Origin of the sequence: Saccharicrinis sp. GN24d3, from assembly GCF_052400645.1 — a bacterium.
Taxonomy (GTDB): Bacteria; Bacteroidota; Bacteroidia; order Bacteroidales; family Marinilabiliaceae; genus Saccharicrinis.
The window spans coordinates 5,607-21,607 of the sequence record NZ_JBQTGI010000032.1 but is presented as its reverse complement, the minus strand read 5'-3'; the positions used below and the strand labels follow the sequence as shown (position 1 = coordinate 21,607).

At 45.3% G+C, this 16,001-nt stretch carries 11 protein-coding genes; all 11 read left to right on the top strand.

All coding sequences use genetic code 11. The features are described from left to right. Positions 1-9: 9 nt before the first annotated feature. Positions 10-1,209, top strand: a complete 1,200-nt coding sequence (locus ACT29I_RS23140) for an outer membrane protein assembly factor BamB family protein (RefSeq protein WP_444794535.1) — start codon at positions 10-12, stop codon at positions 1,207-1,209. Between the two features lie 2 nt (positions 1,210-1,211). Next, positions 1,212-2,633, top strand: coding sequence for an outer membrane protein assembly factor BamB family protein (locus tag ACT29I_RS23135; RefSeq protein ID WP_444794534.1), 1,422 nt, complete (start codon positions 1,212-1,214; stop codon positions 2,631-2,633). Between the two features lie 2 nt (positions 2,634-2,635). After that, positions 2,636-3,547, top strand: coding sequence for a hypothetical protein (locus ACT29I_RS23130; protein ID WP_444794533.1), 912 nt, complete (start codon positions 2,636-2,638; stop codon positions 3,545-3,547). A gap of 212 nt (positions 3,548-3,759) precedes the next feature. Next, positions 3,760-4,329 carry a hypothetical protein gene (locus tag ACT29I_RS23125; RefSeq protein WP_444794532.1) on the top strand — a complete coding sequence of 190 codons (570 nt, stop codon included), beginning with the start codon at positions 3,760-3,762 and terminating at the stop codon, positions 4,327-4,329. Then, positions 4,330-5,613: a 4Fe-4S binding protein gene (locus ACT29I_RS23120; protein ID WP_444794531.1), complete on the top strand. Its 1,284-nt coding sequence runs from the start codon at positions 4,330-4,332 to the stop codon at positions 5,611-5,613. It abuts the gene before it with no gap. Further along, positions 5,610-7,550, top strand: a complete 1,941-nt coding sequence (locus ACT29I_RS23115; protein WP_444794530.1) for an outer membrane protein assembly factor BamB family protein — start codon at positions 5,610-5,612, stop codon at positions 7,548-7,550. Before ACT29I_RS23120 ends, ACT29I_RS23115 begins: the two co-directional genes overlap by 4 nt. A 1-nt stretch (position 7,551) precedes the next feature. After that, the gene (locus tag ACT29I_RS23110) at positions 7,552-9,963 is read left to right on the top strand and encodes an NAD(P)H-dependent oxidoreductase subunit E (protein WP_444794529.1); all 2,412 of its coding nucleotides are present in this window, start codon (positions 7,552-7,554) and stop codon (positions 9,961-9,963) included. Next, positions 9,947-10,915: a 2Fe-2S iron-sulfur cluster-binding protein gene (locus ACT29I_RS23105; RefSeq protein WP_430936296.1), complete on the top strand. Its 969-nt coding sequence runs from the start codon at positions 9,947-9,949 to the stop codon at positions 10,913-10,915. The genes ACT29I_RS23110 and ACT29I_RS23105 overlap by 17 nt, the downstream gene beginning before the upstream one ends. Before the next feature lie 11 nt (positions 10,916-10,926). After that, positions 10,927-12,084, top strand: a complete 1,158-nt coding sequence (locus tag ACT29I_RS23100) for an outer membrane protein assembly factor BamB family protein (RefSeq protein ID WP_444794528.1) — start codon at positions 10,927-10,929, stop codon at positions 12,082-12,084. Positions 12,085-12,088: 4 nt separating this feature from the next. Beyond that, the gene (locus ACT29I_RS23095; RefSeq protein ID WP_444794527.1) at positions 12,089-12,760 is read left to right on the top strand and encodes an ABC transporter ATP-binding protein; all 672 of its coding nucleotides are present in this window, start codon (positions 12,089-12,091) and stop codon (positions 12,758-12,760) included. Further along, a complete protein-coding gene (locus ACT29I_RS23090; RefSeq protein ID WP_444794526.1) occupies positions 12,757-15,894 on the top strand; it encodes an FtsX-like permease family protein in 3,138 nt (1,045 codons plus the stop codon). Before ACT29I_RS23095 ends, ACT29I_RS23090 begins: the two co-directional genes overlap by 4 nt. Positions 15,895-16,001: the final 107 nt, after the last annotated feature.

Here is a 16,001-nt window from a genome sequence, read left to right as displayed (position 1 = left end):
CTTACTCAAATGAAACATGGACTAATCATATGTATGCTATTGATTGCATTTGGACTAAATGCACAAGATAATATTCAATGGCGCGGTACTGATCGGACAGGTATCTACCAGGAAAAAGGTTTATTAAAGGAGTGGCCGGCGGAAGGCCCCGAACTTAAATGGCACTTCAACGGACTTGGAGAGGGTCACTCTTCTGTGGCCATTAATGATGATAAAATTTATCTGACTGGAATGATTGAAGATACCGGTTATTTATATGTATTTGATCTTTCGGGCAAACTTCTAAACAAAGTTAAGTACGGCAAAGAATGGTCAAAGAACTATGTTGGACCGCGTGGCACAGTGACCGTTAACGAAGGTAGACTTTACATTATGAGCGGCCTTGGTGAACTTTTCTGTTACAAGCAAAAGGATCTGAGCCTGATCTGGAAAAAGAAAATTTTCGATGAATTTGAAGGTTCCAACATCACCTGGGGAATTAACGAAGCTCCACTGATTGTTGAGGATATGGTAGTCGCCACTCCAGGAGGAAAGAAAAACAACCTAATTGCGTTAAATAAAAAAACAGGAAAACTTATCTGGAGCACACCAGGTGAGGGCGACCTATCTGCCTATTGTTCACCCATGTACATAGAAGAATATGGTATCATTGTAACGATGACGGCCAATAACATCATTGGTGTGGATGCTAAAACAGGCGTGAAATTTTGGTCATATGAGCAAACCAACCGCTGGTCGGTGCACGCTAACACACCGATTTACAGTGATAATATGTTATTGTGTACCAGTGGATATGGCAAAGGTTCTGTGATGCTGAAAGTTACCGCTGGCGGCAAAGCCGTGCATAAAGTCTGGTTCTCAGAAAAGTTAGACAACCGTATGGGTGCCATGGTTAAAGTGGGCGACTATGCTTACGGTTCGGGGGACAAAAATCGCTATTGGTTCTGTGTAGACTGGCTTACCGGTAAAATCAAGTACGAAGCCAAAGGTATGGCTATGGGTAACATCATTTACAATGATGGCATGCTATATATGTACACCGATCGTGGTGAGATGATACTGGCTAAAGAAAATCCGGAAAAACTGGATGTGGTTAGTCGTTTCAACATTACCATGGGTACCGCGCAGCACTGGGCACACCCAGTGATTTACAAGGGATTGCTATATGTTCGTCATGGCGATACTTTAATGGCTTATAACCTCAAGTAAAAGTGAAAGATAATAAAATCGTCCAAATCATTACGCTGTCAACCGTATTGTTATATGCAGGCCTGATTCTTGGGTGGCACCTTATGCCATCCAGGACTGACTTCAGCATTCAGGCACCAGGTGCCGATAACCGTCCGGAAGGGCTGACGCGCTCAACAAACGATGTCAAAATCGGTGAGTTTTTCATGCGTTATGAGGTGGCTGCTTCTTCCCTCACGGGAAAATGGACCCGCTTTAGAGGCTCATCCAATACGAATATCATTAAAACACCCGAAGCCATCAATGTAGCTCCGGGTGACTATCCGGAAATATGGAGTGTGGAAACCGGGGAAGGTCATGCCTCACCTGTCATTTACAATGGGAAAGTGTATTTCCTGGATTACGATGAAAAACTAAGTTCGGATGCCTTGCGTTGTTTTGCCCTTGACACGGGAAAAGAACTCTGGCGTCGATGGTACCGGGTACCAATTAAACGCAACCACGGCTTTTCAAGGTCGATACCGGTAATCACGGACGAGTACATCATCACCATTGGCCCGGAAGGCCATGTGATGTGCTGTGATCCGGAGAATGGCGACATGCGTTGGTCTTTGGACATGCAGAAAGAATATGAAACTGAGGTGCCTTTCTGGTACACCGGGCAATGTCCGTTGGTGGATAACGATGTTCTGATCCTGGCTCCTGCCGGTAAAAAGGCTTTGATGACCGGCCTGAATTGCCATACCGGGGAAACGCTCTGGACCACGCCCAACACACCCGCACTCAAAATGTCACATTCATCTATAATGCCGATGACCCTAAATGGCGTCAAAAATTATGTGTATGTGGGCATTGGTGGTATCTGCGGGGTATCTGCCGAAGTAAACAAGGAAGGCAAGTTGCTTTGGCATACCCATAGTTGGCAACCATCAGTAGTAGCTCCCTCGCCTGTGCAAGTGGCGGACAATCGCTTTTTTATGACTGCCGGTTATGGTTCGGGCGGTGTAATGATAGAGGTTAATAAATCGGGCGGTACATGGAATACTGTAGTGCTGGACAAATACAAGCCTAATGCAGGCTTATCGAGTGAACAGCAATCTCCGATATTCTACGATGACATGTTAATCAGCGTCATGCCCAAAGACGGCGGACGACTGAGAGGCAAACTGGTTTGCTATTCACCGGATGATTTACACACGCCTTTGTGGACCTCGGCAGCGGACGAAAAATTCGGACTCGGCCCATATCTTATCATCAATAACTTCCTTTTTGCATTTAAGGATGACGGTGAGCTGTATGTATATCAGTTTGAAGGCAAGAGTATGAAACTCCTGAAGAAGCAAAGCATCATGGATGGCCGGGATGCCTGGGGGCCGATGGCTTATGCCGACGGGATGCTGATTGTAAGGGATGCACACACGGTAAAATGTCTTAAAATTATCTAGTTATGGACAAAACAATAAAGGTGACCGTTAATATTGTGATTTTCCTGATTGTAATCGGGTTTATCATTTATATGCTTCGACCGGTTAGCGATGAAAAACAAACACTGATTCAAAATCCTGCTATGCAAAATTTCGATAGCGATTATAAACAGCGTGCAAGCATTCTGGTCAAAGACAGTGTAATCGCGTTTGAGCTGCATGGAACGCGCCTTTATGTCGCAGGCCGGGAATCTATCAGCATCTATAATCTGAGAGGTGAACTGGTTTCTTCATTTAGAATTAAGCCTGAGGCCAGGGATATTGAAATCAGTCACAAAAGCCTTTTTGTTCTTTACCCGGCACACATCGAAAACTACTCGTTAACTGGAGATTCCCTAAACGCCTGGGATGCCTGCAGTGAGCTATCGGATTATACGGCATTTACACTGACAAAAGACTTTGTTTATGTAAGCGATGTGGGTCATAAGAACATCTGCAAATATACGCGGGAAGGTAATTTCGTGCAGTTCATCGAGAGCCCGGATAAGTTTATTACGCCGAGTCATTTCTTTGATATCACAAATAAAAACGACACCATTTATTGTACCAACCCGGGCAGACACCGGATTGAATCCTACACCCTAAAAGGGGACTTTATTGCCGCATTCGGACGTGCAGGCAGTGAGGCCGGCTCATTTGCCGGTTGTTGCAATCCTTCTTACATCCATTTTGACGGACAGGGACGCCTGCTTACTTCCGAAAAAGGGAATCCCCGAATAAGCCATTACAATCGGTCAGGCACCTTTAATAAGGTTTTACTGAATCACAGCCTTTTGGGCGGTGGGCACCTTCCTTACCAGCTCAAGACCTTTGATGACAAGCTGGTCACCGCTGTAAAAAATAAGATAAAAGTCTTTGAGCTAAAGAATCAATAAAGCATGAATACGAAAAAGATATCCAGACAGAAGTTTTTTCAACTCAGCGGCACCTTCCTGGCCGGAGCAAGTATTATCGCAACGAGTTCCTGGCTGTTGCTGAATAGAAATAAAGGAGACGTGCCATGTATTAACACATTGGCTGATTCGAAATGCACCAAATGTAAAGTTAAAAACTGTCCTTTGCGTAAGGGCGTGACAATCTAAGGAAGATGGAAAAAGATAACACACATAAAAGTCCGATTGAACGCCGGAAATTTGTAAAAATGCTGGGTTCCGTAGTTGCAGGCGGGTCAATTCTGGCTGCCACGGGCGTTTTTTTCAGTAAGTTAAGAACCGGAGAAGAAACCCATTACTGGCAAATTGATCCGCAAAAGTGCACCCATTGTGGCAAATGCGAAACCGACTGCGTGCTGACAGTGTCGGCCGTGAAATGTTTTCATGCCAATAAGATATGTGGCTATTGCGATTTATGCGGTGGCTACTACCGCTCCAACGTCAAGGATTTAAACACGGCAGCCGAAAACCTGATGTGCCCCACCGGTGCCATTCAGCGTAAGTTCGTCGAGGATCCGTATTTCGAATATAAGATAGACGAGGATTTATGCAATGGATGCGCCAAGTGCGTTAAGGGCTGTACTTCCTTTGGCAATGGCTCACTTTACCTGCAGATAAAACGTAATTTGTGTGTCGATTGTAACGAATGTCAAATCGCAAAGGTTTGTCCATCCATTGCCATCACAAGGGTTCCACTTGCACAAGCCTATAAATTGAAAGGATAAATGAAGCGAATTAGCACGATATTTATGAGCCTGTTACTTGTCGCCATTTCCGGCGCACAGAATCTAAACAGGTTCCCGAAACCAGATTTTGAATCGGGTTACCAATACCCGGAAAAACTTTATGCCCTGCCTAATGAGCAACTATGGCTCTTCATTGACGTTTTTTTGTTGGTGGGGCTGATGAGTTTCGTCGCCTGGGCGATCCTCAATAAACAAAAACGCAAACCTATTATATGGGTATCGGTAATTTCTGTGGCCTATTTTGGATTTTTTCGCAGCGGTTGCGTGTGCAGCATCGGCTCCATTCAGAATGTGGCCTTGGCATTTGCCGATTCCTCCTATATAATCCCGGTGTCAGTATTCCTGTTTTTCATTCTGCCCATCGCATTTGCCCTCTTATTTGGCCGTGTCTTTTGTGCAGGAGTATGCCCTTTCGGGGCTTTGCAGGAGTTGGTGAACATCCGAAACTACCGACTATCGAAATCCGTCACAGCCGTACTCGGGGTCATCCCCTGGCTGTACCTTATTTTCGCAGTTTTATATGCGGTTACTCGTACCAGCTTCATCATCTGCCTTTACGATCCCTTCATCGGCATTTTTAGATTAGGTGGCGATTTTGGTTTGATCCTGTTCGGAGCCTTACTGTTAATTGCCTCTATATTTACAGGGCGTCCTTTCTGTCGCTTCCTGTGCCCGTACGGTGCCTTACTAAGCTTATTTTCAAAGGTATCCATATGGAAGATACAGATCACGAAAAAACAATGCATCAACTGCGATTTATGCCACAATGCCTGCCCGGTTGATGCCATCAGGCCGCCATATGAAAACAAGCTGAAGGAAGACCGGATGCAGGGTGTGAAACGCCTGCTGATGTACTTCCTGGTTTTACCGCTGATCATTGGCACCTCGGCCTATGTATTGCGACAGTTTAGTCCGGGCTTAAGCAAATCGCACAAAGATCTGAAACTCTACAATATGGTAATGGAACAGGAACGCAATCCGAAGGATATGATTACGGTGGAACTGGAGGCCTTTTACATTGGTGGTGGCGACATCGAAGCACTCAAAAACAAAGTGCAAGTAGTCAAACAGGATTTTAGATTTTACGGAACCATTGCCGGCGCATTCATTGGTTTAGTGCTCGGATTAACCTTAATCAATTTGTCGATTAAACGATCCAGAAAAACCTACGAAATAGAACATAACGATTGTATGGCATGCGGAAGATGCTTCAGCTATTGTCCACAAAATACCTTCCTTAATCTTAAATATACGGGAAAATGAAACAAAAAATATATAGAAATATAGCCATTGTATCGGCCATTTTTATAATCACCCTGGCAATAATGCTGATCACCAATTATTTCACGGTGAAAAAAGTATCGCCCCTGCAAACACAGGTAGTGGAAACTTTAAAACAATTGAATGACCAGAATGCAGGTAATACAGAATTACAGGAGCAAATTCGTCAGCTCGACTTAATGGCTCGCAAAGCTTATTTTATCAGCATGGATCATCTGAAGAACGGTACATACATGCTATTGGGCATGATGGCCGTATTCATCGTCTGTGCCCGACTGTACTTTACGCATTTTAAAGATGTACCGGATAAAAAATTGGATCCGATTGATGAATGGGCCATAAAATCCCAGGCACGTAAATATGTAAATTTCGGTGCCATTGGCTTAGCGGCCATCGCATTGATCTTTATTGTAAGTAGCATGCCGTTTATGAAGGCTTCCAACCAAAAAGAGAAACAGACGCTAGTGGCACAGGCGAGCGAAGAACCGGCTTCGGAACAAACCGAGGTTCAGGAGGAAGCAGCTCCGACAGAAAGCGTTTCTGTTACAAAAACGAATGAAAGTGACGAAACAGTGAATTCCGAAGAAACACAAACTGAAGAAAAAGCGCCTGACGCACCTAAAGCTGAAGAACCTGCTATACCCGGAGAAGTAAACGAAGTGGCGGAGGCTGAGAAAAACACGGAAGCACCTGTGAAGGAGACGAAAAAAAATACAGTCACAGAGGAAGTAAAACCGGAAGAAAGCCCTGAACCGGAAAAAACAGTGCCGGTCAATAAAACGAACAGCAATGCCTTCCGAGGAAACAAATCAAACGGCATCTCACTAGCTAAAAAACTGCCAATGAAATGGGATCTGGCCAATGGCACCAACATCGCCTGGCACACCAAAATAAATGGTAAAGGCCAAAGTTCACCGGTCATTCATGGCAATAAAATTTTCATTACCTGTGGTGATGAAAAGGCCCGGGAATTATTTTGTTACGATCTGAATACTGGTAAAAATCTTTGGACCTTCAATGTTACCGGTATATCCGGTTCGCCAAACCAGGTACCTGAAACCACAGATGATACCGGCCTGGCATCAGCCAGTGTGGCTACGAACGGCAAGCAGGTTTGCGCAGTTTTTGGCACAGGTGATCTGGTATGTACCGACATGGATGGCAATAAACTGTGGGCTAAAAACCTGGGCGTGCCGGATAACCACTATGGTTATGCTTCTTCCCTGCTCATTTTCGACAATAAGCTTTTTATACAATACGACAATAACGACGTTCAGAAAGTGATGGCCCTCAACCCTGCAAGCGGCGATGTAATCTGGAGCAAAGACCGTAACGAAAGAATTACCTGGAGTTCACCGATGATTGCCGATGTAAACAACGGGCATCAGTTGGTATTGATGGGTAACCCTGGTATTACGGGTTATGATCCTGCCAGCGGTGACCAACTCTGGCGAGTTGAATGCCTGATGGGTGAAGTAGGTGCCAGTGCATGTAGCATGGACGGGGTAATCTTTGGAGCCAGCGAATATGCTAAAATGGTGGCCATAAACGGCACCGATGGATCGGTCTTGTGGGAGTCAATGGACTACCTGCCGGAAGTAGCCAGTCCGGTGGCCACCAAAACCAACCTCTTCATTGCCACAAGCTATGGCGTGGTGGCCTCCTTTGATCCGAAAACCGGAGAACTCAAAAAAGAGCATGAAACCAATGCTGAATTTTACTCTTCTCCGATTCTGGCTGAAGGAAAGATGTACATCATCAGCAACGACGGTACCATGCACATATTCAAAGCCGATGATGAATTTGCCTTGCTGGATGCGTTTGCCACAGGTGAAAACACATACGCCACGCCAGCTTTCATAGACGGGCGAATTGTGGTCAGAACCGATAATAGTATTTACTGCGTAAAGGTCAATTAACATGAGTAATTGTACATGTGAGAATAACGACAAGCTGAGTCACGATGAAGTGATGGCAAAAATGGATGCCATCATCAAACGCGTGGGCACATCCCGCAAGGTGATCATTCCTTTATTGCAAGCGATACAGGATGAATTCAACTACCTGCCCGGGGAAGCCATCGAACGCATCTATGAAAAAACAGAAATCGACCGTGCACAGCTCATCAGCGTATCTACATTTTATTCGCAATTCCGCCATATACCCTATGGCAAGCACCTGATAAAAGTGTGTGCCGGTACGGCCTGCCATGTAAAAGGTGCCAACAACGTCTATGATTCCTTCGTGCGCGAGTTAAAGATCGAGAAAGGTAGTATCACCACCGACGATCAGCTTTTTTCCATTGAAAAAGTAGCCTGTCTGGGCTGCTGCACATTGGCACCCGTGGTACAAATTGACGACAAGATATACGGACATGTGGCTCCGGGTAAGGTCGGTGAAGTTATGACAGCGTTCCTTGAAACTTCAGAAGCAAAGGATGACAAGTCGGGTAAAACTAAAGATTATAAAGTAGTCGGCGAGGTGCGTTTGGGCATGGGATCGTGCTGCCAGGCCAGCGGGTCATCAGATATTTACAAGGAACTTGTTAAGAAATCTGATGAATTGGGCATCCGGGTAGATATTAAGTCGGTGGGTTGCGTGGGCGTTTGTAATCAGGTGCCCTTGATTGATGTGGTATTGGAAGATGGGGCAGTGAAACGTTATCCCAATGTGAATGCTTCCGAAATTAAGGAGATTCTGCACCACCATTTTAAGCCGGGCAGCCTGTTTAAGCGTTTTAAGAACAGCGTGATCAACCGGGTCGACACTTACCACACCGACACTACATGGGACAACGTGGTATGGAAATCGGAAAATGAACGCACCGGATTGATTGATAGTTTCTTATCGGAACAAAAACACATTTCTACTGAGGGGTATGGTTTTCTGGCGCCACTCGATCTGGATGAATACATTCATCATCAGGGCTTTGGATCCTTGAAAAAAGTAATTTCAGAAAAAACACCCGCTCAAGTGGTTCAGGAGGTGCTCACCAGCGGTATTCGGGGACGCGGTGGTGGTGGTTTCCCTACCGGCGAGAAAATGAAGATTGTAGCTTCGGCCGACAAAACGGATAAATATTTAATTTGCAACGGTGACGAGGGCGACCCGGGAGCGTTTATGGACCGGATGATTTTAGAGTCCTACCCCTACCGCGTAATCGAGGGTATGGCCATTGAAGCTTTTGCAGTGGGAGCCACAAAGGGTATTTTTTATATCCGCGCCGAGTACCCTCTGGCGGTGCAACGGATCAAACGCGCACTAGAATTATGTAAGGAACGAAACCTGATCGGAGATAAGATTTTGGGCAGTGATTTTTCATTTGATATATCTGTTTTTGAAGGTGCCGGAGCCTTTGTGTGCGGTGAAGAAACCGCTTTAATCACATCCATTGAAGGCGACAGAGGGTTTCCGAAACAGAAACCCCCTTTCCCGGCAGTGAGTGGTTTAAATGGCATGCCTACCCTGGTCAATAATGTGGAAACATTAAGCCAGATTCCTTATGTCATTCGTAACGGGGCTGCCCATTACGCGGAAACAGGCACCGAAAACAGTAAAGGCACAAAAGTATTTGCCCTGGCCGGAAAAATAAAAAACGGCGGACTGATTGAAGTGCCCATGGGCATCAGCCTGAACCAGATTATAGAAGAAATTGGCGGTGGCGTAGAAGGCGGAGAAAAGCTGAAAGCAGTGCAGATAGGAGGACCTTCAGGCGGCTGTATTCCAGCTCATTTATGCGATATACCCGTGGATTTTGATTCTTTCAAGCAGATGGGTGCGATGATGGGTTCCGGCGGGCTTGTGGTACTGAGTGAAAGCGACTGCATGGTGGATGTGGCCCGCTACTTTTTAAGTTTTACCTGCGAGGAATCCTGTGGCAAATGCACCTTCTGCCGTGTGGGCATTCGTCGCATGCTCGACATCCTGGATCGTATTTGCAGCGGCCAGGCTAAAATGGAGGATATCGACAAGCTGGAAAATCTGGCCCACAATGTGAAGAAATCATCGCTCTGCGGTTTGGGAAAAACGGCACCGAATCCGGTATTGACCACCTTAAAGTATTTCCGCGAAGAATACGAAGAACATATTCATGGACTATGCAAAACAGGTAAGTGCAAGGACATGATGCAATATGTGATCACGGACGACTGTGTGGGATGCACCAAATGTGCGAAAGCATGTCCGGTTGATGCCATTGCCTATGCACCTTATGAAGTGCACGATATTGATCAGGAAGCATGTGTTAAATGCGGCTTGTGCGTAGATGAATGTGAATTTGACACCATTAAAAAAGTGCCGGTTAAAGAAGACGTATATGCAAATAACAATTAATGATAAAACCCTGGAGGTAAAAGCCGACGAATCGTTGCTTGAGATTGCCCGGCGGGAAGGATTCGAAATCCCATCTCTCTGCCACTCCAAAGAAGCGAAACATAAATCGTCGTGTATGGTTTGTGCGGTCAAAGATGTAACCCGGGGACAGATTATTCCATCCTGCACCAGTAAGCCGACGGAAGGGATGCTAATTGATACACAAAGTGAGGAAGTGAAGCAGGTCCGGACCATGTCTCTTGAACTCTTGTTAAGCGACCACCGGGCAGATTGTGAAGCGCCCTGCTCGATGGTTTGTCCGGCTCTATTGGATATCGAACGTATGCTTGACTACTATGACAAGGGACAGAAGAAAGAAGCCTTAGGCCTTGTTAAGCATGCCTTTGATTTACCGAAGCTGGCTTGTGAGGATTGCAAAGCTCCTTGCGAAAAAGCTTGCCGACGCGGGAACGTTGATGCACCGGTGGCGATCCGAGAGATTATCAAGGAATTGGCAAGTACACTTGATGCCACAGCCATACCTGAAATAAAAAATATGGAAATTAATAAGAAACTCTTTCAGTCGCGCTTAGGTCGTTTTTCCGACAGCGAAAAGAGACGCCTGAAGGAAACGGTTTCCACCCCCTCCAATTGCCTGCATTGCGCCTGCGCCGGTAAATCCGGCTGTCAATTAAGAACGCATGCCACTTCGCACCAAATTAAACGACCCGGCTTTGACATTGGTACCGAATTGCAGGTGATGTCTAAAATCCAGGTGAATGAAACGATGTACTTCGAACAGGCAAAATGTATTCGCTGTGGCTTATGCGTGTATAACAGTGACAACGGATTTACCTTCAAAAACAGAGGTTTTGGCATGGAGGTGCATCTGCCCGAAGAGAACAGGGAAAACATCCCAGTTGAGCTGGCAACGCTTTGCCCGACAGGAGCTATATATGTAGTGGAGAATTAAAAATGAGAATTATGAACCGTTTTATCTGTATAGGATTAATCCTGATCACCTGTATTGCCTGCGAGCGCCATTCGGAGGATTCTGGTTCGGTAGATGACCATAACTGGAAACTGTTCCGGGGCAATACCAGGCTGAATGGTTATGTAGAGAAATATTTACCGGAGGAACCAGTATTGCTGTGGACTTTTAAAGGAGGTAAACGAACGGTTTCTTCTCCTGTGATCGACAACGGAACCACCTATTGGTGCGACCGGAAAGGCTTAATAAATGGTGTGGATATTAACGGTAAGCTATCTTTCTCCTATAACCTGAACACATCGGTAGAAGCTACACCGATGATACATGATTCGATTTTGTACATTGGACGTATTGACGGCTACTTAACGGCGCTTTCTTTAGCAAATAAAGATACAGTCTGGAATTATGAAACCCTTGGTCAGATTTCAGCTTCGCCCAACATTGCCCAATTAAAAAACGGGGCGAACATTCTCTTCGGCAGCTACGACAATTATTTTTACTGCCTGAATCACGAAAACGGCCAGCTGGTCAATAAATTTGAATCGGGCTACTACATTAATGGTGCGGCTGCACTGAAAGGCAATCATGTGTTGTTCGGGGGCTGTGATGCCTGGCTGCGAATTATCAATTACCGAACCGGTATACCCACTGACTCTCTGCTGCTGGATGCCTACCTCCCCTCTTCGCCGGCCATTATGGGCAAATACTGTTATATAGGTGATTACACCGGAAACGTATATGAAATTCTGTTGTCAAAAGGCAAGATAGCAGGTTCAAAAAAAATAAGAGAACCGGAATCGGATAATGAATCCTTTGTGTCCATTCCAGCCGTCAGTTGCAAGAGCGTTTATATATATGCCGGAGACCGTCACCTACTTTCCATCGACCGCGAAACAGGTAAAACCAACTTTAAATACATGCTAAAAGGCGATGTGGGTGACAGCGCACCGGTGGTTAGTCGCAATAGACTAATTGTATGCACCAAAGACGGTATTGTATCAATTCTTGATAATAAAACGGGTGAACTCCTGTGGGAATATGACACCGGCGAACAGATTGTGGCCTCACCGGCCGTTATTTCAGATCACTTTATGATATTAACCACCAAAGGCACCCTTTTCTGCTTTGGTAAAAAAACAGATAGAACATAAAACAATGATTATAATAAGGTTAACAGACATTCATCTTAGCTACCAGGACGGTGACAAACGTGTCAATACAGTTCTTAAAGGACTGAATCTGGAAGTGAACAACGGCGATTTTGTGGCTGTAAAAGGGGCTTCCGGCTCCGGAAAAACAACCCTGCTGTCCATTCTGGGAACACTGCTTCGGGCGGACAGTGGCTCCTACATTCTGGATGATAAAGAAATATCAGACTCACAGATAGATCTGTATAAACTGCGCAACGAGAAAATTGGCTTTGTGTTTCAAGATCATCGCCTGCTGCCCCAGTATTCAGCCCTGGAGAATATCTTGTTGCCGGTAATGGCTTATCATTCCGAAGCTCCGCAATCCTATATTGACTATGCGCATGAGCTAATGAAACTGACACGAATTGAGCAGGTGGCCAATCAGTACCCACAGCACTTGTCAGGTGGAGAGGCTAGCCGTGTGGCCGTATGCCGGGCTTTAATAATGAAACCTTCAATTCTGCTCGCTGATGAACCAACCGGGCAGCTGGATATGGAGAACGCCCTTAACATTGTGGCCTTGCTTTCCGAAGTTAATCAGGCTTTAAACACCACCATCCTTATGGTAACCCATTCCGATGAAATGGCAAAGGCCGCAAAACAAATTGTGACACTTAAAAATGGCGTACTACATTGAAAACAAGCGAACTCATAAAAAAGAATATCCGTTTCTTTGCCCGTTACTTTAAACTGGTGGGGCTGGCTGTTCTCATATCCACGGCCGTGATTGCAGGAAGCCTGATCATTGGTGACTCGGTGCGCAGTAGCCTTGTTAATCAGGTAACTGAACGATTAGGCAATACGGAAACGGTCATCTTTGCGCATAATGCCTATCTGGAAGAAGCCTTTACGGAAGAGCCTTTGTTTGAATCCTCTGCAAGGGGCGTACTGCTCAGCAATGGATTTATCTCGCTAAACGGAGCCCTGCTTCCGGTAATGGTATGGGGTGTGAATGACCTGAACATTAATAAAGGCCAGGCCCTTATTAATCCGGCCTTATCAAATGAGTTAAACCTGCAGAAAAATGAATCGCTGGTACTGCGATTGCCGGCACCGGGGCTTGTGCCATCCGGCTCTCTATTTGTAACGGAAACGTATACGACAAGCTTGCGCCTGGAGTTTAAGGGCACCCTTGATGTATCATCCAGTGGTAATCTCAGCTTACTCAATGAGCAACGGCTTCCCCTGAATATCTTCGTAAACCGCCATGAGCTGGCAGAGACCATGGAAGTGCCCGGAAAAGTAAACCTGATCCTTTCGGACAAAATAATTGGATCGGATGAACTGAACAAGGCTTGGCATCATGAATTATCCGGCCTGTCCGTGCAGCAGAAAGAAGGATTCACGGAATTAAGATCAGACCGGATATTTTTGCAATACGAAATATTGGAAACCCTTGGCCGGACAAACCCCGGACTTAATAGGATGTATTCTTATCTGGGCAACTCAATTTATTCAGAATCGGGTTCCATCCCCTACTCCTTCGTTACGGCCATGGATGAATACAAGGGAGAAAAGCTGTTGACCCAGGAAGTGATCTTATCGGATTATTCGGCTAAACGACTGAAAGTAAAGGTAGGCGATGAAATATGGATAAGCTTTTATACCTCTCAGGACTTTAAAACGCTGGTGACGGATTCGTTGCGGCTAAGGGTTAAAAACATAGTGCCTTTAACCCAGTTAGTAGCCGACACAGCTCTAAGCGCCAACTTTCCGGGCATTTCGGATGTGGAGTCCTGCACGGCATGGGACAGTGATTTGCCCATTGATATGGACCTTATCACTGAAGAGGATGAGCACTACTGGGAGCTATATCATTCCGTACCCAAAGCTATTTTATCGTATAAGGCAGTGGCTGATTTATGGGGCAACACCTACGGACATGCCACTGGAGTGCGAATTACGGGGGGCGCACCGGATTTGTCCGGTTTAAAAGCCTCCATGTTTGGTGTTCAGATTGTACACCCCAGGGAATCCGGGATTTATGCAGCCAAAAACGGAGTTGATTTTGCAGGCTTATTTATGGCCCTAGGTTTTTTCATTATTCTGGGAGCAATCCTACTTATGATTGTACCGATGACGGAAATGATTCACAAAAGAAAATATGAGCTTGAACTATTGAAAGCCCTGGGTTATACGGTCAAACGGATCCGGTATTTGTTGTGGATGGAATCAGCACCGATGGTGATGTTGTCTGCTATGGCAGGTGTTATCACAGGCCTTCTTTACACCTCACTAATTATCTGGCTGTTAAACTCATTTTGGCAAGGTGCTACGCACACAAGCAGCCTTTCGGTTTATTCAAACGTATTTACATTGGCAATGGCCTTTTTCATTGGTATTGTACTCTCTTTATTTATTTTACACCTGGTGATTTCAAGACATGTGAGGGATAAAGAGTCGCAGGGCCGAGGATTGGGTAGGCCTAGGGTTGATATGCGGTTTAGTAAGAAATTGGCGAGCCTGATAATTGCTGGTATATTGACTTTATCCATAGCGGTCTACAACTTGTTCTTTGTAAGTTCTGTGGCGCTTTTCGCCATTACAGGTATATTGCTGTTGCTTACCTTTGCTTTGTGGGGCCATAATATTATTTGCAAAAAAGGAAACGCTACGGAAAACGCCTTTAGGCAAAACAAAATGATCTGGCGAGCGCTTTTTGCCAATAAAAATCAGGCCGTTCTATCTTACCTCTCTCTGGCCATAGGTGTATTCATTGTATTTTCAGTTGGATTAAACCGTCAGGACTTCAATAATCCGTCAAAGCTCACCCAGGCCACAGGGGGGTATGATTTATGGTGTGAATGTGCCATCCCGGTCTATCACAACATGAATACCGAAGAAGGCAAAGAAAAGCTTAACCTGTTGAGCTTATCCGGTGAGCCCGAAATTCTTCAATGCCTTCGTTATAAAGCCGATGAAGCCAGTTGCCTGAATCTGAATAAAGTGATCTCTCCTACTGTATTAGGTGTGGACATGAGGCAATTATTTGAAAGCGAGATCGGCCTGGCAAATAACATATATGAAGCTGACAGGCAGGAATTACTAAAACAATTGCAAGAGGTTAACGAGGGTGTGTATCCTGTTCTGGTTGACGCCACCGTACTTCAATGGAGTCTGGTCAAAAACCTCGGCGACACCATTTATTACACTGGGAGTAATGGACAAGAAGTAGCTGTTCAACTAGTTGGCACTCTGCCAAACACCATTTTCCAGGGGCATGTATTGATGGACAAGAAAGTGTTTTCAGAAATCTGGCCCGATATTACAGGTAGTGAAGTCTTTCTTTTAAACACAGAGCCGGATGCAGTCGACAGGACAAAAACATTCTTATCACAAGCCATGTATGCGTATGGTGTGCGCGTTAATACCACAAATGCTCGCTTGGCGCAATTCAATACGGTCACAGATACCTACCTGACTATTTTTATGACATTGGGTGGAATCGGTTTGTTAATTGGTATCATGGGGTTTGTAATTGTAATCCGAAAGAATCTGGGTGTGCGGCAATATGAGATTGAAATGTATGCGCGGCTGGGTTTCAGCATACATAAAACGAAACAGATCCTTTACCGCGAAAACATTCCGGTACCATTGTATGCTATTGTGACCGGGCTCATCAGTGCAATTATTAGTATAGGCTCCAATTATACAAACGTTGGTTTATCTGTCTGGATTATGGCACTCATACTGACAGGTTTATTTATGCTCTTAACACTTACTTATATCAAGCGTGTGGTGCAACGTGAAGTACAACGAAATTATAAATAGTATGAAGGTCGTTTTTATTATACCGGGAGTTGGTGATTCATTTTATTGCGGCAATTGCATGCGCGATAACTTGCAGGCTTCGGCGCTTCAAAAACAAGGCCATGAGG

Bases quoted from the DNA above. Each gene is read 5' to 3' on its own strand.
- ACT29I_RS23140 (WP_444794535.1), top strand. From the start codon at position 10: ATGAAACATGGACTAATCATATGTATGCTATTGATTGCATTTGGACTA.
- ACT29I_RS23130 (WP_444794533.1), top strand. From the start codon at position 2,636: ATGGACAAAACAATAAAGGTGACCGTTAATATTGTGATTTTCCTGATT.
- ACT29I_RS23125 (WP_444794532.1), top strand. From the start codon at position 3,760: ATGGAAAAAGATAACACACATAAAAGTCCGATTGAACGCCGGAAATTT.
- ACT29I_RS23120 (WP_444794531.1), top strand. From the start codon at position 4,330: ATGAAGCGAATTAGCACGATATTTATGAGCCTGTTACTTGTCGCCATT.
- ACT29I_RS23115 (WP_444794530.1), top strand. From the start codon at position 5,610: ATGAAACAAAAAATATATAGAAATATAGCCATTGTATCGGCCATTTTT.
- ACT29I_RS23110 (WP_444794529.1), top strand. From the start codon at position 7,552: ATGAGTAATTGTACATGTGAGAATAACGACAAGCTGAGTCACGATGAA.
- ACT29I_RS23105 (WP_430936296.1), top strand. From the start codon at position 9,947: ATGCAAATAACAATTAATGATAAAACCCTGGAGGTAAAAGCCGACGAA.
- ACT29I_RS23100 (WP_444794528.1), top strand. From the start codon at position 10,927: ATGAACCGTTTTATCTGTATAGGATTAATCCTGATCACCTGTATTGCC.
- ACT29I_RS23095 (WP_444794527.1), top strand. From the start codon at position 12,089: ATGATTATAATAAGGTTAACAGACATTCATCTTAGCTACCAGGACGGT.